19 protein-coding genes and 1 pseudogene are annotated in these 24,192 nt (G+C 33.1%); 1 reads left to right on the forward strand and 19 read right to left on the reverse strand.

From position 1 onward, the window contains the following. The 6 genes from ACP7BT_RS02670 to hflX all read right to left on the reverse strand — a co-directional run bounded on the left by ACP7BT_RS02670 (position 1) and on the right by hflX (position 6,418). Positions 1-867 carry an ABC transporter ATP-binding protein gene (locus ACP7BT_RS02670; protein ID WP_048787413.1) on the reverse strand — a complete coding sequence of 289 codons (867 nt, stop codon included), beginning with the start codon at positions 865-867 and terminating at the stop codon, positions 1-3. Between the two features lie 235 nt (positions 868-1,102). Continuing rightward, positions 1,103-1,300, reverse strand: coding sequence for a hypothetical protein (locus tag ACP7BT_RS02675; protein WP_002483408.1), 198 nt, complete (start codon positions 1,298-1,300; stop codon positions 1,103-1,105). 638 nt (positions 1,301-1,938) lie between these two features. Further along, positions 1,939-3,279, reverse strand: a complete 1,341-nt coding sequence (glnA, locus tag ACP7BT_RS02680; RefSeq protein WP_002483409.1) for a type I glutamate--ammonia ligase — start codon at positions 3,277-3,279, stop codon at positions 1,939-1,941. A gap of 20 nt (positions 3,280-3,299) precedes the next feature. Continuing rightward, a complete protein-coding gene (locus tag ACP7BT_RS02685) occupies positions 3,300-3,668 on the reverse strand; it encodes a MerR family transcriptional regulator (RefSeq protein WP_041080483.1) in 369 nt (122 codons plus the stop codon). A 260-nt stretch (positions 3,669-3,928) separates the two neighbouring features. Beyond that, positions 3,929-5,167 (reverse strand): aminotransferase class I/II-fold pyridoxal phosphate-dependent enzyme, encoded by a 1,239-nt coding sequence (locus ACP7BT_RS02690; protein ID WP_011303221.1) that lies wholly within the window; start codon positions 5,165-5,167, stop codon positions 3,929-3,931. Between the two features lie 15 nt (positions 5,168-5,182). After that, positions 5,183-6,418, reverse strand: coding sequence for a GTPase HflX (gene hflX / locus ACP7BT_RS02695; protein WP_047503666.1), 1,236 nt, complete (start codon positions 6,416-6,418; stop codon positions 5,183-5,185). A gap of 101 nt (positions 6,419-6,519) precedes the next feature. On the opposite strand from hflX, the gene ACP7BT_RS02700 reads away from it, so the two are divergent. Beyond that, positions 6,520-6,996: a glutathione peroxidase gene (locus ACP7BT_RS02700; protein WP_370874426.1), complete on the forward strand. Its 477-nt coding sequence runs from the start codon at positions 6,520-6,522 to the stop codon at positions 6,994-6,996. A 154-nt stretch (positions 6,997-7,150) separates the two neighbouring features. Here ACP7BT_RS02700 and hfq read toward each other — a convergent pair whose 3' ends face one another. The 13 genes and pseudogenes from hfq to miaB form a co-directional block, all read right to left on the reverse strand. Then, on the reverse strand, positions 7,151-7,375 hold the full coding sequence (gene hfq / locus ACP7BT_RS02705) for an RNA chaperone Hfq (RefSeq protein ID WP_002483414.1): 225 nt from the start codon (positions 7,373-7,375) through the stop codon (positions 7,151-7,153). A 1-nt stretch (position 7,376) separates the two neighbouring features. Next, positions 7,377-8,333, reverse strand: a complete 957-nt coding sequence (miaA, locus tag ACP7BT_RS02710) for a tRNA (adenosine(37)-N6)-dimethylallyltransferase MiaA (RefSeq protein WP_041080479.1) — start codon at positions 8,331-8,333, stop codon at positions 7,377-7,379. A gap of 21 nt (positions 8,334-8,354) precedes the next feature. Further along, positions 8,355-9,281 carry an alpha/beta hydrolase gene (locus tag ACP7BT_RS02715; protein ID WP_037538506.1) on the reverse strand — a complete coding sequence of 309 codons (927 nt, stop codon included), beginning with the start codon at positions 9,279-9,281 and terminating at the stop codon, positions 8,355-8,357. A gap of 241 nt (positions 9,282-9,522) precedes the next feature. Further along, a complete protein-coding gene (locus ACP7BT_RS02720) occupies positions 9,523-11,196 on the reverse strand; it encodes a glycerol-3-phosphate dehydrogenase/oxidase (RefSeq protein ID WP_002483417.1) in 1,674 nt (557 codons plus the stop codon). A gap of 146 nt (positions 11,197-11,342) precedes the next feature. Next, positions 11,343-12,845, reverse strand: a complete 1,503-nt coding sequence (gene glpK / locus ACP7BT_RS02725) for a glycerol kinase GlpK (RefSeq protein WP_426303719.1) — start codon at positions 12,843-12,845, stop codon at positions 11,343-11,345. 177 nt (positions 12,846-13,022) lie between these two features. Next, on the reverse strand, positions 13,023-13,841 hold the full coding sequence (locus tag ACP7BT_RS02730; RefSeq protein WP_002483419.1) for an MIP/aquaporin family protein: 819 nt from the start codon (positions 13,839-13,841) through the stop codon (positions 13,023-13,025). Between the two features lie 171 nt (positions 13,842-14,012). Then, entirely contained in the window at positions 14,013-15,047 is a 1,035-nt protein-coding gene (locus tag ACP7BT_RS02735; protein ID WP_426303720.1) for a S66 family peptidase, read from the reverse strand. A gap of 204 nt (positions 15,048-15,251) precedes the next feature. Then, positions 15,252-15,785, reverse strand: coding sequence for a glycerol-3-phosphate responsive antiterminator (locus ACP7BT_RS02740; protein WP_002483421.1), 534 nt, complete (start codon positions 15,783-15,785; stop codon positions 15,252-15,254). A gap of 11 nt (positions 15,786-15,796) precedes the next feature. Further along, positions 15,797-17,764 carry a DNA mismatch repair endonuclease MutL gene (gene mutL / locus ACP7BT_RS02745; RefSeq protein WP_426303721.1) on the reverse strand — a complete coding sequence of 656 codons (1,968 nt, stop codon included), beginning with the start codon at positions 17,762-17,764 and terminating at the stop codon, positions 15,797-15,799. Positions 17,765-18,069: 305 nt separating this feature from the next. Next, positions 18,070-20,440 (reverse strand): annotated as a pseudogene (mutS, locus tag ACP7BT_RS02750) (DNA mismatch repair protein MutS); the annotation flags it as partial. A gap of 468 nt (positions 20,441-20,908) precedes the next feature. Then, positions 20,909-21,397 (reverse strand): energy coupling factor transporter S component ThiW, encoded by a 489-nt coding sequence (gene thiW / locus ACP7BT_RS02755; protein WP_002483424.1) that lies wholly within the window; start codon positions 21,395-21,397, stop codon positions 20,909-20,911. A 39-nt stretch (positions 21,398-21,436) separates the two neighbouring features. Next, the gene (locus tag ACP7BT_RS02760) at positions 21,437-21,787 is read right to left on the reverse strand and encodes a RicAFT regulatory complex protein RicA family protein (RefSeq protein ID WP_041080475.1); all 351 of its coding nucleotides are present in this window, start codon (positions 21,785-21,787) and stop codon (positions 21,437-21,439) included. Further along, positions 21,787-23,328, reverse strand: coding sequence for a tRNA (N6-isopentenyl adenosine(37)-C2)-methylthiotransferase MiaB (gene miaB, locus ACP7BT_RS02765; RefSeq protein WP_069821942.1), 1,542 nt, complete (start codon positions 23,326-23,328; stop codon positions 21,787-21,789). Before miaB ends, ACP7BT_RS02760 begins: the two co-directional genes overlap by 1 nt. Positions 23,329-24,192: the final 864 nt, after the last annotated feature.

Consider the following 24,192-nt stretch of genomic DNA (forward strand, 5'->3'; position numbering starts at 1 on the left):
CTACTTCACCTCTTCTTTATTAAATACGGTTTCTAACAGACTTGCTTTATTGATCTCTATTTCATTCAAATCGACATGTATCGAAATGAGATATTCAATGATCATTTGTACATCTGTCGTAGTTATCCGTATTTTATGATTCTCTAATGTATATTCGAAGTGCTTACTAGATAAATTCGTTTCAACTTTGTCTTGGTATTTGCTTGGTAAACTAATGATTGATGTATGTTGACGTGTTCTTATCGTTTCCGGATTGTCATTTAAAATCACACGTCCTTTTTCCAAAACAATTACTCGGTCAGCCATACGCTCTACTTCTTCTATATAATGGGAGGTGTAAAATATCGTTACCCCGTCGTCCTTCAGCTTCGTTACAACTTCCCAAAAATGGCCACGCATTTGTACATCCATGGCACTCGTCGGTTCATCTAAAAATATACATTGGGGTTTACCTATAAGTGCGAGTGCAAAATCAAGAATCCGCTTTTGCCCACCCGATAATTTATTAGCATATTGATTTAATTGACTTTCATTAAAAAGTGTAATTTCACTAAACTCTTTTAAAGTAATGGCATCCGTATATAAATGAGCAAACAGTTGGTAAAGTTCCTTTACTTTTATTAAATCTGGAAAATTTGTTTTTTGAAACATAATCCCTAAATTTTTAGAATCCAATAATTGTGCCGTATCTAGTATTTCGCCTTTATTTGCATGTCGATCACCTATAATCATGTCTATAAGCGTAGATTTACCAGCGCCATTCGGTCCTATTAATGCAGTACAATGACCTTCATTTATATCAAACGTCACATCATCAACGACTTTTACTCGTTTATAAGTTTTAGTTAAATGTTTTATTTTAATCATTTTATACACTCCTTTCATTTCCTACTTTAAGTATGACGAATCTAATAGAAAGGCAGTAGTGAATATTGTCATAAATTACATATGACAAATGTCATTAAGTAAAATGAATATCATGAAATTATAAAGTTTACATAATATTATTATAGTTGTTTATATATTAGCTTTGGCACAAAAAAATACTGCGCAGAAAGAAATTAATCTTTCTACGCAGTATTTTCAATTAATGATATGCCATTTAAATATCTTTTGTAAATGTTAAAAATGCATGAAATTCTTGCTCGTTAGCTGAAAATGTACGTTCTTCAACTTCACGTACAGTAGAATTTAATAATTTATAACCAGATATTTCGTCTGTTTTTAAATAGTTATTAATTTCTTTTTCTAAATCATCTAGTGAAAGTGCTTTTAATGTTACTAATTTTACTTCTTGCATGATTCCATCCCCTTATGATAAGTAAATTTTATTAAGTATATTATACTATGGGGTTATATTGCACACAAATTTTAAAGGTAATTAGTCAATCTTCTTCCCATTAATAAGTCAAAGTTGACTGATAAATTCGCTTCTTCTACAATTAAAGTTCACTAAACATGAGTGAGGTGATTATCTTCTTTAAGTCAAAAGAAGTGCGTGCGTTTATTATATACTTTTTAGTAAGTCTTACATTAATCGTCTTATATTTAATACCATTTTCGCACGCAATATTTGGTTAAGCATTAGTTTCATCACTAATGTTTAAAGATAGAATGGCTCGTTAACTTTTACGAGTGCATTCTATCTTTTTTATTAAATCTGATAAATCTAATATAGCTTGAATAACTCAAATATTTGATCATTTTTTATTATTCTTATTGATACATACAAATTGGTAACACACTGTGTGTATCGGTTAATTACATGCTTTAAAAAGCGATACAGTTTTATGATTATTTTATTTTATGACCATCTATAACTCGCTAAAGGTATAGTTGGTTATTTTTAATGAGTGGGCGCAAAAAAGCAACCCAATCTATTCATAAAGAATAAATGGATTGCTTATATTCCTAGTGTTTAACCCCTTTGTTTAGCACCTAGTAAAGCTTGATGTATTGTTCTCTTTCCCATTCAGAAACTTGAGTTCTGTAGTAATCCCACTCAATTGATTTAGAGTTAATAAATTGGTGATAGATGTGATTACCAAGTGCTTGTTTGATTGGTTCGTTGTCTCTCATTGCTTTAATTGCAGTATATAAAGTTGAAGGTAAATCTTGTATACCAACCGCTTCACGTTCTTCACGGTTCATTTCATAGATATTTTGATTCACTGGTTCTGGTACTTCAAGTTTATTTTTAATACCATCTAAGCCAGCTTGTAATATTGCTGCTAATGCTAAGTAAGGATTGGCAGCCGGGTCTACTGAACGCACCTCAACACGTGTTGATAGTCCACGAGATGATGGCACACGAATTAATGGTGAACGGTTCTTACCACTCCATGCAATATAACACGGTGCTTCATAGCCAGGAACAAGACGTTTATATGAGTTAACTAATGGATTACATACGCCTGTAAATCCACGTGCATTTTTTAAGATACCTGCTACGAAATGGAAAGCATCTTTAGTCATTTGCATATCACCATTTGGATCAAAGAACGCATTCTCTTTACCTTTGAATAATGACATATTAAAATGCATACCGCTTCCGTTAACGCCAAATAATGGTTTTGGCATAAATGTTGCATGTAAGTTATGTTGACGCGCAATTGTTTTAACTACAAGCTTAAATGTTTGAATATTATCACATGCTGTAATTGCATCTGCATATTTGAAATCAATTTCATGTTGTCCAGGTGCAACTTCATGGTGACTCGCTTCAATATCAAAGCCCATATCTTCTAATTCTAATACAATATCACGACGACAATTTTCACCTAAATCCGTTGGTGCAAGGTCAAAGTAACCACCATCATCATTTAATTCTAATGTTGGCTCTCCTTTTTCATCTAATTTGAATAAGAAGAATTCTGGTTCAGGTCCTAAGTTCAATTCAGAAAAACCTAATTCTCTCATATCATTTAAGACACGTTTTAAGTTTGCACGTGGATCCCCTTCAAATGGTGTACCATCTGTTTTGTAAATATCACAAATAAGTCGTGCAACTTTTCCTTGACCAGCAGTCCATGGGAAAATAACCCAAGTATCTAAATCTGGATATAAGTACATATCAGATTCTTCAATACGTACGAACCCTTCAATTGAAGATCCGTCAAACATCATTTCGTTATCTAATACTTTCTCTAATTGACTTACTGGTACTTCAACGTTTTTAATAACGCCTAATATATCTGTAAATTGTAGTCGTAAGTATCTTACATTTTCCTCTTTAGCAAACTTATGAATATCTTCTTTTGTAAATGAACGTTTTGGCATAATATATGTCCCCCGTATTTTTATTTAATAAAACGTGATAAGTCACCACGATTTATTGGAATTGCTTCTCGCTGTGGTTTCTGTGTAGCTTCAACTATCATTTGTTTTCTTGTCTCTTGTTCATCATCAGTAAGGTGATCTTGTTCATCATTAATAATTTGTTTAATACCTTTAATATTGAACCCTTTTTCAATTAACTTCTTAATTTCAAGTAAGCGTTCTAAATCATTTAATGAAAAAAGTCTTTTGTTTCCTTCTGATCGTTGTGGCTTAACGAGTTCATGTGTTTCATAATAACGAATTTGCCTAGCAGACAATTCACTTAATTTTGTTACAACACTCATAGGGAAAACGGGCATACTTCGTCGTAATGTATCATTTGACTTCAATCCGATCACCTCTACTTTTGAACTTGTAATAAATTTAGCATAATAATCAGATTAATTCAAAGATATGTAAGGTTTTCTAACATTAAGTTCTCATCCCTTGATATGACTACTTTCATCTGTTAATTCGTCGTCTTAAATCTATAATTTTTAGAAATTTCCTTAAATTTATTCAAAAAAAATCCATATATGGGATTATAAATTAAAATAGCATGTATATACTATCTCTTTTTACAAAACATATATGGAAGTTCATTCAAAAATCAAATCAATTGTTGTGATTTTAGATTTCTCGCTGCTCTTGAGACAGCTAATTTTACGTGTTCATATGTTAATCCGCCTTGAACATAGGCTTCAAATGGCGGTCTAATTGGCCCATCAGCAGAAAGTTCAATAGAAGATCCTTGTACAAATGTCCCTGCCGCCATGATTACATCGTCTTCATATCCTGGCATATAAGCTGGCTCAGGACTGAAATGTGCATTAATGGGAGAGGCTTGTTGTATACTTTGACAAAACTGAATCATTTGTTCTTTATTCTCAAAAGAAACCGTTTGAATTAAATCTGTTCGCGCTTCATCGTATCTTGGACTTGTTCGCATATCCATCTTCTCTAGAAGAAGACTTGTAAATAAAGCCCCTTTCAAACTTTGACTAACAACATGTGGTGCCAAAAAGAACCCTTGATACATTTCTTGTAACGAATTGAGTGATGCACCTGCTTCTTTACCTATACCAGGCGCAGTTAGACGATAACCACAACGTGCAATTAAATCTTTTTTTCCTGCAATATAACCGCCGATTTTTGCTAAACCGCCACCTGGATTTTTAATTAATGAGCCTGCAATTAAATCCGCTCCACATTCAATAGGTTCACGTTCTTCTACAAATTCACCATAGCAATTATCGACAAAAATAATGATTTCTGGATATTGCGCCTTAATTTGTTGTATGGCCTTTTCGATTAAATTTAAATTGATAGAAGGACGTTGGTCATAGCCTTTGGAACGTTGGATAGCGATGACTTTTGTTCGACTATGAATTTGTTGCATTACCGTTTCTATATCTATATCACCATGTTTCAAATCCACTTTATTATATTGGACGCCATGTTCTTTAAGACTTTCAATACCATTGCCATTGATACCAATGACCTCTAATAAAGTATCATAAGGATTGCCAGTGATATATAATAACTCATCACCATGTTTCAAAGTACTTTGCAGCGCAATCGTGATTGCATGTGTACCAGAGATGATTTGAGGTCTAACTAAAGCATCTTCTGCTTTAAACGTGTGTGCATAAATTTCTTCAAGATGATCTCTACCAAAATCATCATACCCGTAACCTGTCGTCCCTTGTAAATCACTTTCAGTAGCTTTCACTTCATGAAACGCATTAAGTACTTTTTCCTGATTAACAAAGGCGGTTTCTTCTATTGCTTTAAAATATGGCGCTAATGTAGCCTCTGTGTCCGCAATCAGTTGTTTCATCTCTTCCATTTTCATAACTTCCTTCTATTCTTTTTTGTATCCTTTAACTTGATAATTAGCATTTATCTCGTCAAATACTAATTCTGATATCAGCGTATGTTGTTTTAAAAAGTATAAGCGATCTGCATTTGCACTCGGTACACTTTCTTCATAATAAGTAAGCACTTGTTTAATTTGATTAAATAACAATGATTTTACTTTCTCTATATCTTTTTCATCTTTACTAGAAACAAATACATGAGGTTTGTTTGTAGCTGGTAATGAGCCATCATGCAAATCTTTCTTGTTAAAAATGATGGCCTGAGGTATTTGTCCCATATCTAAATCATTTACAATTTGATTAACGGTATCATATTGCGCGCGATATTCAGGATGACTACTATCGACAACATGTAATAATAAATCTGCATTTTTTGCTTCTTCTAAAGTTGATTTAAAAGCCGCTATAAGCGTTGTTGGTAGTTTTTGAATAAATCCTACTGTATCTGAAATGATGAGATTAAAGCCGTCGTTTATCTGTATCTGTCTCGTTTTGGGATCAAGTGTGGCGAAAAGCAGTTTTTTTTCATAAGTAGATTCCTTTGCTAATGCATTAAACCAAGACGATTTCCCAGCATTAGTATAACCTACCAATGCTACTTGAAATACATGATTTTGTTCTCTTTTATTACGATAGCGTTCACGGTGTTCTACTACCGTTTCTAATTGGTGTTTAATCTCATTCATTCTCGTTCTGATGTGTCTACGGTCCATTTCTAATTTCGTTTCACCAGGACCTCTTGTTCCGATGCCGCCACCTAGTCGAGACAAACTTCGGCCATGACCCTGCAATCTGGGCATAAGATAATCTAATTGCGCTAATTCTACTTGTAGTTTACCTTCTTTACTACGTGCGCGTAGAGCAAATATTTCTAATATAAGCTGCGTTCTATCAATTATTTTGACGTTTAAATTACCATTTAAAGTTTTGGATTGTGCAGTTGTAAGCTCATCATTGGCTACAACAACGTCTATGTCATGAAATTCAACATATGCTTTAATTTCATCCAATTTACCTTTACCAACATAAAATTTATTGTCTACGTTAGTTCTATTTTGGCTAAACTGTGCTTTTACGTTTAATTGGCATGTCTGAGATAAAGACGCTAATTCTTCCATTGTTGACTCAAAGTTAAAGTCTTCATCCGTTTGAGCATGTACTCCAACTAATATTGCTGTTTCTAAACTCTGTTCCGTTGTATATGTTTGTTGTTGGGTCATAACATGCACCTCTTTTCAAAGTATTCTTTGCCATTCTATCATAGTGCCAAAATAAAGACTATAAACTTAAATTATGTTAAATTAATAAAAAGAGGTGAAGTATTATGACTATTTACGACATAGAAGTGCAAAAACCAAATGGAGATGCTTATAAATTAGATGCTTATAAAAACAAAGTGATGTTAATTGTAAACACGGCTAGTGAATGTGGATTTACACCACAATTTGAAGGGCTACAAGCATTATATGATAAGTATAAAGAGCAAGATTTCATCATTTTAGGATTCCCTTGTAATCAATTTGGTGGCCAAGAACCTGGTACAGGTGAGGAAGCTACTCAAAACTGTAAAATCAATTACGGTGTTTCTTTCCCAATGCATGAAAAAATTGATGTTAAAGGTGAACAACAACATCCTCTATTTAAATTTTTAACTGAAGCTCAAAATGGATTTTTCAATGAAAAAATAAAATGGAATTTCACTAAATTTTTAGTGGATAAAAATGGCGATGTGGTTCAACGTTTTTCACCACAGAAAAAACCAAGTCAATTGGAATCAGAAATTGAAGCATTACTATAACTGAAAATACAATTTTATATATGATATTAAAAAGCATTGTCGTATCCTTACTTAAACACGGCAATGCTTTTTTATACAAAAAACCGAGGTTGAAACATTTATTTGTTCCAACCTCGGTTTTACTTAAGTATTTTTCATAATTTTTAAATGTAAATTAACTTTCTTCAGTTGTGGCTGCTTCGTCAATAGTGAAGGTACTTATGGCGTGCTTATAAATAAGGTGTTGTTTTCCTTGAGATAATAAACATACGATGTATTTATCGTAATCTTCAATCGTACCTTTCATTTGAAAACCATTCACTAAAAATACAATTATTTTTGTTTGATCAGCCTTAAATTGTCCTAGGAATTTGTCTTGGATGTTTTCTGTTGTATTCATTTTATGTTCTCCTTTTCTGTATTTGGACTGAAACTTCATCTAACATTAGTGAAAGTGACATTTTCTCTCTATCTAACCACAAGACGTCTAATTTGTTCTTAAACCAAGTCATTTGTCGTTTAGCATAATTTCTAGAATGTTGCTTTAATTTATTAGTTGCCTCATCTAGACTAATTTGTCCGTTAATAACGGGTACAATCTCTTTATAGCCAATTGCTTGCATACTTTGACTTGTTTCATAACCATTTTCAACGAGTTGTTTCACTTCACTTAATAATCCACGTTCCAACATTATATCAACACGTGTATTAATTCTTTGATATAATATGTCACGCGACATTTCTATCCCTAATAATAATGTATCATAATTTTCTGTAAATTGTTGTACTTTCTTACGTGAACTCAAAAGTTTTTTTGTTTTTAAATAATATTGTATAGCACGTCTAACTCTTTTTCGATTATTGGGATGAATATCTTGCGCAGAAATTTCATCAAACGATGCCAAATACTGATGTAATTCATCATTTGATAGTTGATCAAGTTCCGCTAGCTGCGTTTCTACACTTTCGCTATGCGCTTCTGAAATAGTTTCATCTTCGAAGGCATAATCATAAATAAGTGATTGTATGTATAAACCTGTGCCACCTGCAATGATTGGCACACGGCCTCTATGAGTAATTTCTTTGATTAATTTTTGTGCTCTGTTTTTGAATTCATAAGCCGAAAAAGGTTCATCGGGTTCTAATATGTCTATCATATGATGTGGTATGCCAGACATCTCATCAAGTGTTATTTTTGCTGTGCCGATGTCCATATTTTTATAAACTTGCATTGAATCTCCACTGATAATTTCACCGTTATATTTTTTGGCTAATTCAATACTAAATTCAGTCTTACCTACTGCAGTTGGTCCAACAAGAACAACTATAAAGGGCTTGTCGTTTTCCACGTGTATCATCTCTCTTTATTTATTTGCTATTTACTTTTTCTTTTTTAAAATTTGTTTTTCTATCCATTCATACATATGATGCCATGTTTCAACATAGCCTTTTTCAAAAAGTACTTCATGTCTTTTATTTTTATACAGTTGTACTGTGATATGTTTAATACCTGCTTTTTTATATAATCTACCCAGTTTCCTAATCCCTTTACCATAGTCTCCTAGAGGATCATCTTTACCTGAAATTAACAATACAGGAAGATTGGCGTTCATTTGTTTTATATTTTTCATTCGACTTGTTGATACCATTTGTTTCATAACTTGATAAATCAACTGATTTGAGACTAAAAATCCTGTATATGGATCTTTTATAAATTGTTCTACTTCATTCGCATCACTAGAGAGCCAGTCACTTGCCGTTTTTTGGTTATTAATATTTTTATTAAACGATTTATACATTATTTTGTTTAACCAATCTAATCTACGATGTTTTCCTAACACCAATGTAATTATTTTTAGTAATGTACAAATGGAAATGCTCAAAAAGGTTGGATATTGCGTTGTTCCGGTTAATATCATACCTTGAGCTGCATCTGGATATCTTTGAGCGAATATACGTCCCACAATTGATCCCATTGAATGTCCTATAATAATATATGGGATATGTTGATAATGTGAACACACCGTTTCAGCAATTTCATATGCATCTTCCGCAACTTGAGACAGGTCATCAATTTGTCCACGTTCATCTTCATTTATATCTTTGCCATGGCCCCGATGATTATGTCGTAACACATCATAACCTTGTTGGTTTAATGATTTCACAAGCTGATCATATCGATCCATATGCTCTGCCATTCCATGAAGTATATGCACGACACCGATAGTTGTTTTTTTAGCTTTATTCAATTTAACTTCTATCATTGTGCCATCTGCAACTGTAATTTTAAATTCATTTTTACTCATGTTATAGGCCTCCCATACTTTACGACTTATATTTTTGTATATTATACAATATACCTTCAAATGAGCATGTTATCAAATAGTACGCAATCAGCTCAGTATGTACAAACATTGTTTTAATAAAAGTATTTTCAAATTTTAATCATGCTTTAAATTACCATTTTGGGTTAAAAAAACAGCTGCCAACCTCGCAAAGTTAGCAGCTATTTCTATTTAAATTATATTATTGAAAAAGTACTTTAAATTATTCTTTTACTGCTGGTTGATGATTACCAGTTTGTGCTTCATCAATTGCAATTTGTAATTCTTTTGTATAAGCTTCTTTTTCAATATTTGTGTATCCTAATAAGCCAGCCATGACATCAATAACTTGTTCTTTATAATTTAAGACGTCATCAATTTTGAAGTATAGTTTACCTGTACGACGAATAAAGAAGTCTGTTGGACGATATACCATTTCGTTTTGGATTGAATAAACTAATTCAGTATAAATGTCTAAAGGTAAACCAGTTTCTTGATATTGTGCTGTTTGTGCAATCTTGAATAGTTCTTCAGCATTTGAACCGTATTTTGAAGCAAAGTGACGTGCAGTTGACTCATCAATTTGATAAGATTTTGCTTCTTCAACTTTTTGTTCAATAAACTTATCGAAGTTCGCACTACCACCAACATCTCCTCCTGAGATAGTTAAGTGTTTCGTCGCACATTTATCAAATTTAAGACCGAATTCTGATTTCAAGCGTTTAGATAGTAAATCCACAATTTCAAGTGCCATATGACGATAACCAGTTAATTTACCACCGGCAATTGTTAATAAACCAGATTTTCCTTCCCATACTTCATCTTTACGTGAAATTTCAGATGGATCTTTACCTTCTTCTAAGATTAACGGTCTGACACCTGCCCATGAAGATTCAATATCTTCATCAGCTACATTTACATCTGGGAACATGTAATTAATAGCATCGATGAGATAGTCTCTATCTTCTTGGTTAGCTAATGGTGAAGTTTTATTGTTGTCATAGAACGTATCAGTCGTACCAACATATGCTTTACCTTCACGAGGAATAGCGAAAATCATACGTCCATCTTTTTCAGTATCGAAATAAACTGCTTGACCTAATGGGAATTTAGATTGATCAATAACAATGTGAACACCTTTTGTTAAACGTAATTGTTTATTGTTACGTGCATAGTCTCCACTGCGAACTTCATCTACCCATGGGCCACTTGCATTAATGACTTTTTTAGCTTTGATTGGATACGTTTCATTATTGATTTGATCTTCAACTTGTATACCGTTGACTTTTTCATTTGAATCATAAGTGAAATGTACTGATTTTGTATGATTAATAACTTTCGCACCTTTTTCTTCTGCACGTTTCATAACTTCAATAGTTAGACGCGCGTCATCTGTACGATATTCAACATAAGAACCGCCACCTTTTAGACCAGCTTTTTTAACTAATGGTTCTTTTTCTAATGTTTCTTTAGCATTTAACATTGTTTTACGTTCAGCTTTCTTAACACCTGCTAATCTATCATACATTGCTAATCCAATAGAAGTAGTGAATTTGCCCATTGAACCGCCTTTATGCATTGGTAAAAGCATACGTTCTGGTGTAGTAACATGCGGTCCATTTTCATAAACAATCGCACGTTCACGACCAGTTTCAGCTACCACTCCAACTTGAAGTTGTTTTAAGTAACGTAACCCACCATGTACCAATTTCGTAGAACGTGAGCTTGTTCCTTGTGCAAAGTCTTGCATTTCAACAAGTGCAACTTTCATACCTCTTTCACTTGCATCTAAAGCAATACCAGCACCAGTGATACCTCCGCCAATGATAACGACATCAAATTCTTGATCTTTTAAATCTTTTTTTATTTGTTCTCTTTTCAACGTTGATAAACTCATAATAAACAAGCGCCTCCTAAAGTATTAAAAAAAGAGAGATTAATCCCATACATATATAATTGTACGAATTGAATCTCTCATTTCTCATCTCGATATTATTAACTTACCCGTATTGTAGCATATATAACAATATTAAGTCTAATTTTTTACTCATCTTCTAATTTAAATACTTGTGTTGCTTCTACAGCTTTCTTCCAACCTTTATAAAATCTTTGTCTATCTTTTTCAATCATATCTGGTTGGAATTCTTTTTCTAAGTTCCAACGATTAGCAATTTCATCTTTACTATCCCAGAAACCTACAGCTAAACCTGCTAAATACGCTGCACCTAATGCTGTTGTTTCATTAATTTCTGGACGCTCAACACCTACGTTTAATAAATCAGCTTGGAATTGCATAATAAAATTATTTTTTACCGCGCCACCATCAACACGTAAATTATTTACTTTGATGCCAGAATCTTTTTCCATTGCTTCTAATACATCACGTGTTTGGTAACAAAGTGATTCCAATGTTGCACGGATGAAATGCTCTTTTTCTGTACCGCGTGTTAATCCAAAGATTGCACCACGTGCATCTGCGTCCCAGTATGGTGTACCAAGACCTACAAATGCAGGCACGACATATACACCCTCTGTTGATTCAATACGTTCAGCATAATTTTCAGATTGTGGCGCTGAATTAATCATTCTTAATCCATCTCTTAGCCATTGAATTGCAGAACCTGAAACAAATATTGAACCTTCTAAAGCATAATTCACTTTACCGTCCAAACCATAAGCAATCGTAGTTAATAAACCACTCTTAGATGAAACAGCTTCTTCACCTGTATTCATCAACATGAATCCACCCGTACCGTAAGTATTTTTTACATCTCCACGGTCGAAACAAGCTTGTCCGAATAATGCTGCTTGTTGGTCGCCAGCAATACCTGAAATAGGTACTTCTTCACCAAAGAAATGATAATCAATTGTGTGTGCATAAACTTCACTTGATGCTTTGACTTCAGGTAACATTGTATTAGGAATTTCTAAAATATCTAATAATTCTTGATCCCATTCTAAATCATAAATATTATAAATTAATGTACGACTTGCATTTGTATAATCTGTAATATGCGCTTGTCCACCTGATAATTTCCAAACAAGCCATGAATCAATCGTACCAAATAATAAATCACCGTTATCTGCTTTTTCTCTTGCACCTTCCACATTATCTAAAATCCATTTCACTTTTGTACCTGCAAAATAAGGATCTAAAAGCAAACCAGTTTTATTGCGGAATTTATCTTCAAGGCCTTGTTCTTTTAAGTCTTGACAAATACCTTGTGTTTGACGAGATTGCCATACAATTGCATGATATATAGGACGTGACGTATGTTTATCCCACACAACTGTTGTTTCACGTTGGTTTGTGATGCCAATACTAGCAATTTGTTCTGCTCCTACATTGCTTTCATTTAATACTTCTGCCATAACAGCTAAAACAGATGTCCAAATTTCATTAGCATCATGTTCTACCCAACCAGATTTTGGAAAGAATTGTTTGAATTCACGTTGTGCGACACCTTTAATTTTACCTTCTTTATCAAAAAGAATTGCTCTTGAACTTGTTGTTCCTTGGTCAATTGATAAAATATATTTTTCCATAATTAAAATCTCCCTCTTATCTCGTTTATCGCGGCTATATATATGTAACTCGTTTTTACACGTTATTATACACATTGCCATATATTCATTTTTACAAACATTAATCTAAATCATAAATTGTTATAATATAAAGCCTACTTATAGTTTAACTTATAAACAGGACTGTTTAAAACTTAATCAATATACAGATTCGATACCTTTTGCACTTTTAGCTTTATTTAACACTACACCAAGCGCAATAGTAACAATTAGTAATACAATCGCTACAACTGACATTGTATCAAACGCGCCTTTATAGAATAATCTATAAATGACTGCACCAATCATTCCTCCAGTAATTGGGCCTAAAACTGGCACAATCGCATAGCTCCAATTAGATTTCCCTTTCCCAGCAATTGGTAATATCGCATGTGCAATACGAGGTCCTAAATCACGCGCGGGATTAATGGCATAGCCAGTTGGTCCACCTAAACTTAAACCAATCGCTACAATTAAACCGCCAACGATTAATGGATTTAATCCATCAGCAATTTTATTCATCCCAATAAATAGTAATCCTAAAGTAAGTGTAGCAGTACCAATGATTTCACTTAAAAAGTTGGCAAAATAATTTTTAATTGCTGGTGCTGTAGAGAATACACCTAATTTTGCGCCTTGATCTTCTGTTTGTTTCCAATGTGCTAAATACATTAACCAAACTAAAACACCACCGAAAATACCGCCGAGCATTTGACAAACGATATAGCCTGGTACCATACTCCAACTTAACGCGCCGTCCATAGCAAACGCTAATGTAACTGCGGGATTTAAATGCGCTCCGGAAATATTTCCAACCGCATATACACCCATTGAAACTGCAAGCCCCCAACCTAATGCAATAACAATCCAATCTGCACCGTTACCGGCACTTTTTTTCAAATTGACGTTGGCACAAACGCCACCCCCAAATAATACTAGTATTGCTGTTCCCAAAAATTCAGCAAAATACACACTCATAGAGACTCCTCCTAAAAAAAGATAGAGAGATTCCTACAATTATAGCCAGTTGCGAACCACCGGTTTAATTACTGTAGAAATCTCCCATCTCTGTTCTATTTATTAACTTGTGTTCATCTTACACCGATTTTGTAAGCGTTGTCAATCTTTTTGTAAAAATCTTGTCACATTTCAAGTGATATTGACAGCATTTTCCTTGATTTTAAATTGTTTTTTATTACAATCTATTTTTGCTTGTAAACCATACGGTAGCATGTGCTTAGGCTCATTATGACCAAAAGACATGTTGTATAATACTGGTATATTTGTGTAATTGTATTGTTTCAATACATCTAATATTTTTTCTTTATAAGCTGTGTAATACACATTATCAAATGGTTTACCTATAATCATTCCATTGCACTGTTTTAATGCATCTTGTTGAATTAATTGGACCAACATCGCTTCAAATGCTTGAGGATCTGGTGTATCTTCAGATGTTTCTAAAAATAAAATAGCATCTTCAAAATCTGTCTTATTTGGAAATAAGTCCGTGTTTATTAAACTAGTCAATGTTTCCAAATTCCCACCAATTAAGTGTCCTTGTTGAATACCATATCCTTGAATCAACTCATAACCTTGTTGTTGTATCGTTTGTCTAGCAATCATTTTATTTTCTATATGCCACGCTAATCCAAATGGTCTAATATACTTTGCTGAAAGAATCTCACCTATTATATTAGTATTAAACCAAAATTTCTCTATATCTCGAACCGTATAATCGTCCATAGCAATATTTTCTGCAAAATCTGTCAGTAATGCAGGCCCATAAAAACTGACAACACCCATTTTATAAAACATCATATGAACCGTGGTTGAATCAGAATAGCCCGAAAAAATTTTTGGGTGCTCCCGTAGTGCTTCTAGATTCACAAATGGCAATATTTTAATAGCATCATCACCACCAATACAGCTGATAATACCCTTTATTGTGGGATCTTTAACGGCATTATTAAAATCTTCAGCCCGCGCTTCGGGATGTTGGCTAATATAAGTTCTTCCTTTTAAAGCATTTGGCATTACCTTCACATTTAAACCAAATACATATTTCAATCGATTAATACCTTGATACGTACGCCATAACATGTCAGTTTCACCAGCTAGTCCTGATGATAAAGAAACAATTGCTACCGTATCGCCACGCTTTAATTGTTTTGGTTTAATCATCAAATCACCCCTTAACACAATCTAATAAAATTTCACTAATCATAACATATATATTGAATCCTTTAACAATATCAGAAAAAAAGGCTAGCGCTAACAGAGTATCGCTAATATCTTTGTCAAATAGCAATATTATCTCTGTGTTTGGCTAGCCTAGCTTTTATCTTAAATTTTGTTTAAATAGAATTGATGTTTTCTTCATGATGGTTACCATAAATGGCGATCACTTGTCGTTATATATTTAGCACCATTTTTAACTGCGATATCAACTTCTTCTACCGTATTGATTAATCCACCTGCAATTACAGACGTGTTCGTTTCCTCGTTGATAATTTGTATTGCTTTAGTTGCAACTCCCGGTAATACTTCAACATAGTCTGGTTCTACACGTTTGATTAATTCAATACTTCTACGTAATGCATGACTATCTAATACAAAAACACGGAACACAGTCGTCGTATTCAATGCTTTGGCTTTGTTGATCACTTTAGTCTTAGTAGAGACAATACCTTTAGGATGATAATTTTGAATAATATATTCACAGGCAAATTCATCGTGACTCATGCCCTTAATTAAATCAATATGCATATATGTTTCAATGTGATGCTTATTTAATAAATCCATTATACTTTTAATATGACCAATATGTGTATCGAGCAATACGCATTCTTTATAATCTGTTTGCGTCATTTTTTCTAAATCTTTCATTGATCTAATTGCTGGTAAAATATATGGTTTCATCCACTTACCTCCTAGATAGTTCTTTTGAACAATCTTTCTAATTCGTAGTTTGAGAAATTAATAATAATTGGTCTACCATGTGGACAAGTAAAAGGATCTTCAGTTTCTCTCAATTGGTTGACTAGATCTGCCATTTCATTATTTTTTAAATAGTGATTTGCTTTAATTGATTTTTTGCAACTCATCATTATGGCAGCGTCTTCTCGAATTTTTTTTACATTTACTTTCTTATGCTCTAAAACATATTCAATCATATCTTTTATAATTTCTTCTGCTTCAGCTGTGGGAAACCAAACCGGATAACTATCTACAATATAGTCATTACCCCCAAATGGTTCAAGATGAACGCCTACTTTATCTAACTCTTCTTTGTGCTGATTAATAATCATTAATTCATCAGTTGAAAAGTGGAAAGTTAACGGAATTAACAAATTTTGAATTTCATTCGTCACTTCACCAATTTTCTCTCTAAAATATTCATATTTGATACGTTCTTGTGCCGCATGTTGATCAATCATATACATACCATTTTCATTTTGAGCGATAATGTATGTGCCATGAACTTGTCCGACCACTTCCATATAAGGCACACGACGTGAAGGGTCTTTACTGACACTTCCTTTAATATCAGAATCTGAGTGATTGCTTATATCTGAATCAAAATCAGCTTCATTTATAAATTCAGATTGATTTTCATTTTCTAAATCATATAAAACAGATTTTTGCGTTTGGGTATAGTCATCATCACTATTAGGCGATGTAGAAACTGATGTGTTGTTTTCCTCTTTCAGTATATAGTCTGTAGGTTCGTAATGAGTTTGACTGGAATGATATGCTTTGTCATCATTCTTTTCATCTTCATCATGGCTATTTACAGGTTGTGAATGATTCTCTTGTTGTTGTTTCTTTTCAAAATCTAATTTCTGTTGCTCAAATTGATCCAACACTTTATTCTTTTTGGTAATTTTATCCATATCATTTTGCGGAATTAAAATACGATCTTTAAAAGCTTCACGTATTTTTTCAACTATTAAATTAAATAATTGATCCTCTTTGGACAGTCTTACTTCTAATTTAGTCGGATGAACGTTGACATCAACTAGAATTGGATCCATCTCAATATTGATATAGCATATTGGGTAACGACCTATCATGAGCAAGGTGTGATAACCTTCTAAAATGGCTTTATTTAACAAGAAATTTTTAATATATCTCCCATTGATAAAAATCGATATATAATGTTTGTTACTACGTGAATGTTCTGGTTTTGCAACAAAACCTTCTAAATGGTAATCGCTCGTGTCACCAGAAATATGCACTAAATCTTTTGCCACTTTCATACCATAAATTTCTGACATTACTTCATTTGTACGGCCCGAACCATTTGTTTTCATAATCGTTTTGCCATCTGATATTAATGAAATACGAATATCTGGATGACTCATTGCCATACGATTAACAATATCTGTAATTTTGCCTAATTCCGTATACAAACTCTTAATATATTTCAAACGCGCTGGCGTATTATAGAATAACGATTCTACTAAGATATCTGTACCACGTTTCGCTTTAGCAGGTTTTTGATCTAATATTACACCATTTTCCACATAAATCTGTTGTCCTTCTTCATTATCTGTACATGTACTTAATGTAACCTTTGCTACTGAAGAGATACTTGCTAAAGCTTCACCTCGGAAACCGAGTGTACGTATATGGAATAAGTCATCATCTGCATCCAATTTACTCGTAGCATGTCTGTGGAAGACGAGGCCTAAATCGTCTATGTGGATACCTGTGCCATTATCCACAACTCGTATAGATGCTACGCCGGATTGTTCAACTTCTATATTGATTTCAGTCGCTTGGGCATCAATCGCATTTTCTAACAATTCCTTCACTACTGATCCAGGTCGTTCTACAACTTCGCCAGCAGCAATTTTATTCGCTAAGGATGTCTGTAGTTCTTTAATTTTACCCATATGACTTCACCTCTATTTCAATTGTTTTTGTAATTCACTTAGTTTTACTAATGCTTCAATTGGCGTCATATTTGATAAATTTAATGTTTTAATTTCATTTTCTATTTCACTTTGTTTTGCAGGCGAATCAAATAAATCAAAGGCAGCTTGCTCAAATTGTCCATCACTTTTTGCATGTTGTGTTGCAGCTGACTGTTCATTATCAACATAATACGTAGCTTTTGTTTCTGTCACTTCATCACTTGAAGCATTTAGATTTTTATCAGTAGGAATATCAACATGATTCATGGTATTCTTATTGTTTGTTTGATTATTCGATTGTTCAAATGCATCCAATATCACTTGCGCTCGATTAATCACTTCCTCTGGTAAATGCGCTAATTTAGCTACTTGTATACCGTAACTATCATCTACGGCGCCATCTTTAACTTTGTGTAAGAAAATCAATTCACCATTGTATTCATTTGCAGCAACATGCACATTTTTCAAACATGCCAATGATTGATCTAGCGTAGTTAATTCATGATAATGTGTTGAGAATAAAGTCTTAGCATGCGACGTATGTGCGACATATTCAATCATTGCTTGAGCTAAAGCCAAACCATCGTATGTCGATGTACCCCTACCGATTTCATCAAATATGATTAAACTGTGTTCTGTAGCATGTGCAAGTGCTTTTTGAGCTTCTAACATTTCTACCATGAAAGTACTTTTCCCAGAAACTAAATCATCCGCTGCACCTATTCTAGTGAAAATCTGGTCAAACACAGGTAATATTGCCGATTCACATGGTACATAAGCACCCATTTGAGCCATGATACTAATAATTGCGACTTGTCTCATATATGTTGATTTACCCGACATATTAGGGCCAGTAATTAAATATATAAACGTTTCCTTATCTAATTCACAATCGTTAGGCACATAATCATTATGATCCATAACCCGTTCTACAACTGGGTGTCGTGAATTAACAAGTTCTAATGTCTTATCTTCACTAAAAGTCGGGCGAGCATAATTATATTTTTGAGCTATTTCAGCAAAACTCTGCAGGCAATCCAGTTCAGAGATTACTTTTGCTTGTTTTTGTAATCTTTCCGTATATGCTTTAATTTGTTCTCTAAGTTGCACAAACAATTGATATTCTAATTCAATAGCTTTATCTTCTGCACCTAGAATGATATCTTCTTTCTCTTTTAATTCATCGGTAATGAAACGTTCTGCATTTGAAAGTGTTTGCTTTCTATGATATCCAAATTCAGTGGGATCAAACCCTTGTAAATTAGCTCTAGTAATTTCTATGAAATAACCAAAAACCTTATTAAAACTAATTTTTAATGACTTAATTCCAGTTCGTTGTCTTTCTTTTGTTTGTAATTCTGCTAACCAATTTTTTCCATTTTTTGAAGCTTCTAAATAGCTATCAAGCGTTTCATTAAATCCAGTTTTAAATAAACCGCCTTCTTTAACTGAAATGGGTGGTTCTTCTTTTAAACTTTCTTCTAATAAATTCAGCAAATCATCTAGTGGTTCTAACGCCTCAAACTGTGCTGTCATTTGTTCATCAAAAGCTTGTAAGAGATTTTTTATATTGGGTATTTCTGAAATAGAATGTTTTAGCTGAATTAAATCACGTGCGTTAACATTGCCGTAACTCACACGACCAACTAGACGTTCAATATCATACACTTGATCTAAATAGCCTCTCAATGTATCTCTCTCAATAAAATGATTGATAAATTGATCTACTGTATCAAGACGTGATTCAATTTGCTTTTTTTGAATAAGCGGTCTATCGATCCATTGTTTTAAACGTCTGGCACCCATAGGTGTTTTCGTTTCATCCATTAGCCAAAGTAACGTTCCTTTTTTTGATTTTAAACGTATACTTTCTGTTAATTCAAGATTACGTTTTGCGTAAAAGTCCATTTTCATAAAGTCTACTGCTTCATATGTAATCACAGATTCAATATGAGAAAGATCTCTTTTTTGCGTATGATAAATATAATCTAATAATAATTGTGTTACGTGATATAAATGGCTATCATTCGTTGTATTAACATCATATTTTACATCAGAAATATCTGGAAGCACCGTGATAGTCTCTGTCGTTAGACTAATTTGTCGTTTTAGCGATTCACCAATGGCTTCTTTAACAACAATCTCATTTGGATTTATTGTCGTAATTTCATTAATTAAAGTTGCTTCATCTTCAAAATGAGTTACTTTTAATTCACCTGTTGAAACATCACAATAACTCAATGCATACATTGATGCACTTTGAACAAAACTCAGAATATAATTGTTTTGTTTTTCATCTACACCGCCTTGATCCATTACTGTACCAGGGGTGACAATACGAACAACTTCACGTCGAACCATGCCTTTAGTTTGTCTAGGGTCTTCCATTTGTTCACAAATGGCTACTTTATAACCGTTACTTATTAATGTCTCAATGTAGCCATCAGCTGAATGATATGGCACACCACACATTGGAATCGGGTCTTCTTTTTTTGCATCACGTTTTGTCAAAGTAATTTCTAGTACTCTCGATGCTACTTTAGCATCTTCAAAAAACATTTCATAGAAGTCACCCAATCTAAAAAACAATAGGCAATCTTGATATTGTGATTTTATTTTTAAATATTGCTGCATCATTGGGGTTTGGTTTGTCATAAATATATTTCACAATCCTTTTATTTTTCTTATTTTCACTTAGTTCATTGATTTAGTCATAGAAAGTAAGTTTTGTCTTTTTGCATCTCATCCTACATTGATTATAAGAGATGTACTTACATCTAATATCATTTTACTATCTCGTTATATTGTTTGAAATTTGTTTTAATAACCACACGATTTTCAGCTTTTCTAGCTAATTTAACTCTTAAATTTTAACATAAGTTTTCAATTTACGCCTGTTTATTAAATTTAAACATTTCTCATCATATTAAAAATTCAATGGGAGCGGGACAGAAATCAAATTTTCTAATAGAGATTTCATAATCCAACTCCCATATATAACAAAAGAGATTAAGACACTTTATTTTATCTTTAAGTAATAAATGACCTTAACGATTACAAGTTAACTTCATAAATTTACTTATTGATTAAAATAATATGTCTCAATCTCATAATAATAGTGTTTTATAAGTAGCGTTTTAAAATGCCTTTTCGCTTCAATATCATTAAAATGATATAACTAATAATTGCCCCAATTACACTTGAAACAATAAAAGCGAGCATTAATGGTTTAATTGCAAGATTTGAAAAACCAAGGACCCAAGCAAGTGGTATACACATGATGCTACCGATAATTCCAGTGCCAATCACTTCTCCCACAGCTGCCATAAATAGGTGCTTTCTATAATAATAAAAACCACTAGCGAGTAATACACCAATCATACTACCTGGAAAGGCAAAGAAACTACCGGTACCAAAAATCATGCGCAAGATTGATGAAATGAAAGCTTGAGCAAGTCCAAACCAAGGACCTACAAATACAGCGCAAAGTACGTTAATTAAATGCTGCATAGGTGCTGCTTTTATAGGACCTAGTGGAATCACAATTATACTGCTTAACACAACATTTATAGCAATAAAAATTGCTGTTAATGTTAACTTTTTAGTCTTCATAGTGTTCAAACCCTTTCCATAAGTGCAATAAAAAATTGCTTATTCTTGGTGTTTATTTAATCTATCGGACATTGTGTGAATCATCATTTGTAATAAATCATTGGCTTCTGCTTGTGATTCTCTAAATTCTTCTACAATTGGCAGTATATTGATATCTTCTTCGATGTCTTGAATCTTTTCTTCCGAGGCCTGTAACGCATGTGTTTTACCGTAATTTTGCAAATTGACCGATTGCTTTTGATTTTTCTTTAATTCTTTCATTCGTTGTTCTAAATTTTCATTATGATGAATTTGTGATTCTACTTTATGATATTCTTTGACAGTATCTAGAGATTTAATACGTTCACTCAAACGTTCTGCTTCAGCTAAAATATCATCTTTTTCATACATTATTGTGTCACCACCGTTTTATCATTCACACTGATAAACGTACCATTAAGTGAAAATTGTTTAGCTTCGTCAATATATACATTAACTATTTTTCCAGTCATTGATTTAGGAGCTTTAAAATTCACTAATTTATTTTTTGAGGTATAACCAGATAAGACCGTATCATCTTTTTTACTTACACCTTCACATAATACTTGAACTGTTTGTCCTTCATATTGTTGCATTGCACGTTCAGAATAATACGCAACTTTTTTATTTAATTGCTGTAATCTATCTTTTTTTACATCCAATGGCACATTATCATTCATCTTAGCTGCAGGGGTGCCATCTCTTTGTGAGTATATATACGTATATGCGTGTTCAAACTCAACTTCGTCGTATAATGTTAAAGTTTCCTCAAACTGTTCATCTGTTTCATTTGGATAACCAACTATAATATCAGTTGTAAGTGCAACATTAGGAATATGTGTCTTAATTCTGTTAACGAGATCTAAATAACTTTCACGTGTATATTTACGTCCCATAATCTTAAGCACTGCATTATTACCAGATTGTACAGGAAGATGGACATGTGGCACAATATTTCCACCATTTGCAATGACTTCAATCATTCTGTCTGTGAAATCCCATGGATGACTCGTCGTAAATCTTACTCTCGGAATATCAATTTTTGAAATGTCTTCTAATAAATCTCCTAAACCATATGCTAAGCCATCAATATCTTTACCATAAGCATTAACATTTTGACCTAATAATGTGATTTCCTTATAGCCTTGGCGCGCTAAATCACGGACTTCATCTATGATATCTTCTGGTCGTCTGCTTCGCTCTTTACCTCTAGTAAAAGGCACTATACAGTATGTACAGAATTTGTCACAACCGTACATAATATTAACCCACGCTTTGATATTACCTTCTCTTACTTTAGGAAGATTTTCAATGACGTCTCCTTCTTTAGACCATACTTCAACAACCATTGCTTTTGAAAGATAAGCTTCTTCCAAAATTTCAGGTAAACGATGAATATTATGTGTTCCAAATATCATATCAACATTTTGATAAGATTTTAATATTTTATTGACCACAGACTCTTCCTGTGACATACAACCACATACACCAATGACCGTTTCAGGTTTTTCTTTTTTCAAATGTTTTAAATTACCTATTTCACTAAATACTTTATTCTCAGCGTTTTCTCGAATCGCACATGTATTAATTAATATAACATCTGCATGATTAATATCTTCCGTTGGTGTATAACCCAATGCTCCAAGTATGCCTGCCATGACTTCTGTATCATGCGCATTCATTTGACAACCATATGTTTTAATCAAAAATGTTTTGCCTTGTCCCATGTTTCGGTACTTTTCATCTATTTGAAAATCGTCATTATAATTAACTTCCGCTTTACCACGTTTTCGTGCTTCTTTTAAACTCGGGGGCTGATACACGTGTTCAAAATACTTGCTATAATCTTTAGTCTTTTTTTCACGTTCTGCTAAGATATCAATAGAAGTACTTTTTCTTTGTTCTTCATTCACTCTACAAAATCCTTTCTATATCATAAAAACTAAGAACAAGTAATTCAAAAGATTTCGCATCATTTTGTTTAACAACCTCGTAGTTCTAAGTTCTATAACTTTATCCATAATCATTATTACATTATATTAAATTTGAACACAAAGTGCAAAAAGACTTGTAAATAATTAAAGTCAACTTTTTTTGCAGTTAACCTTTATAAACAACTTTCATCATTCAATAAATGTGGCCGCGCTCAAAAATATAATCAAAAGTAGCCATGTCAGTATGAAATCAATGACTTTCAGCAATTAAAGTTTATAGATTAAGCAATATGAAGAAAATAAATTGAGCAGCTCTAGCTTGGGCTTACAAGTGCCAGAGCACTTGCATAAGTACCACTATCTCAATAAATTGAGAAGTATCAGCTTGGGTTTACAAGTGCCTTTGCACTTGCATAAGTACCACTATCTCAATAAATTGAGAAGTATCAGCTTGGGTTTACAAGTGCCTTTGCACTTGCATAAGAACCACTAACTCAATAAATTGAGAAGTATCAGCTTGGGTTTACAAGTGCCTTTGCACTTGCATAAGAACCACTAACTCAATAAATTGAGAAGTATCAGCTTGGGCTTACAAGTGCCAGAGCACTTGCATAAGTACCACTATCTCAATAAATTGAGAAGTATCAGCTTGGGTTTACAAGTGCCTTTGCACTTGCATAAGAACCACTAACTCAATAAATTGAGAAGTATCAGCTTGGGCTTACAAGTGCCAGAGCACTTGCATAAGTACCACTATCTCAATAAATTGAGAAGTATCAGCTTGGGTTTACAAGTGCCTTTGCACTTGCATAAGAACCACTAACTCAATAAATTGAGAAGTGG

Source organism: Staphylococcus sp. Y174-1, assembly GCF_049897865.1.
Taxonomy (GTDB): Bacteria; Bacillota; Bacilli; order Staphylococcales; family Staphylococcaceae; genus Staphylococcus; species Staphylococcus saprophyticus.

Bases quoted from the DNA above. Each gene is read 5' to 3' on its own strand.
- ACP7BT_RS02715 (WP_037538506.1), bottom strand. From the start codon at position 9,281: ATGAGTAAAAATGAATTTAAAATTACAGTTGCAGATGGCACAATGATA.
- mutL (WP_426303721.1), bottom strand. From the start codon at position 17,764: ATGGGTAAAATTAAAGAACTACAGACATCCTTAGCGAATAAAATTGCT.
- ACP7BT_RS02670 (WP_048787413.1), bottom strand. From the start codon at position 867: ATGATTAAAATAAAACATTTAACTAAAACTTATAAACGAGTAAAAGTC.
- ACP7BT_RS02720 (WP_002483417.1), bottom strand. From the start codon at position 11,196: ATGAGTTTATCAACGTTGAAAAGAGAACAAATAAAAAAAGATTTAAAA.
- miaA (WP_041080479.1), bottom strand. From the start codon at position 8,333: ATGATACACGTGGAAAACGACAAGCCCTTTATAGTTGTTCTTGTTGGA.
- glpK (WP_426303719.1), bottom strand. From the start codon at position 12,845: ATGGAAAAATATATTTTATCAATTGACCAAGGAACAACAAGTTCAAGA.
- hflX (WP_047503666.1), bottom strand. From the start codon at position 6,418: ATGACCCAACAACAAACATATACAACGGAACAGAGTTTAGAAACAGCA.
- ACP7BT_RS02675 (WP_002483408.1), bottom strand. From the start codon at position 1,300: ATGCAAGAAGTAAAATTAGTAACATTAAAAGCACTTTCACTAGATGAT.
- ACP7BT_RS02760 (WP_041080475.1), bottom strand. From the start codon at position 21,787: ATGTATGAAAAAGATGATATTTTAGCTGAAGCAGAACGTTTGAGTGAA.
- hfq (WP_002483414.1), bottom strand. From the start codon at position 7,375: ATGAATACAACAGAAAACATCCAAGACAAATTCCTAGGACAATTTAAG.
- thiW (WP_002483424.1), bottom strand. From the start codon at position 21,397: ATGAAGACTAAAAAGTTAACATTAACAGCAATTTTTATTGCTATAAAT.
- glnA (WP_002483409.1), bottom strand. From the start codon at position 3,279: ATGCCAAAACGTTCATTTACAAAAGAAGATATTCATAAGTTTGCTAAA.
- ACP7BT_RS02730 (WP_002483419.1), bottom strand. From the start codon at position 13,841: ATGAGTGTGTATTTTGCTGAATTTTTGGGAACAGCAATACTAGTATTA.
- ACP7BT_RS02740 (WP_002483421.1), bottom strand. From the start codon at position 15,785: ATGAAACCATATATTTTACCAGCAATTAGATCAATGAAAGATTTAGAA.
- ACP7BT_RS02735 (WP_426303720.1), bottom strand. From the start codon at position 15,047: ATGATTAAACCAAAACAATTAAAGCGTGGCGATACGGTAGCAATTGTT.
- ACP7BT_RS02690 (WP_011303221.1), bottom strand. From the start codon at position 5,167: ATGGAAGAGATGAAACAACTGATTGCGGACACAGAGGCTACATTAGCG.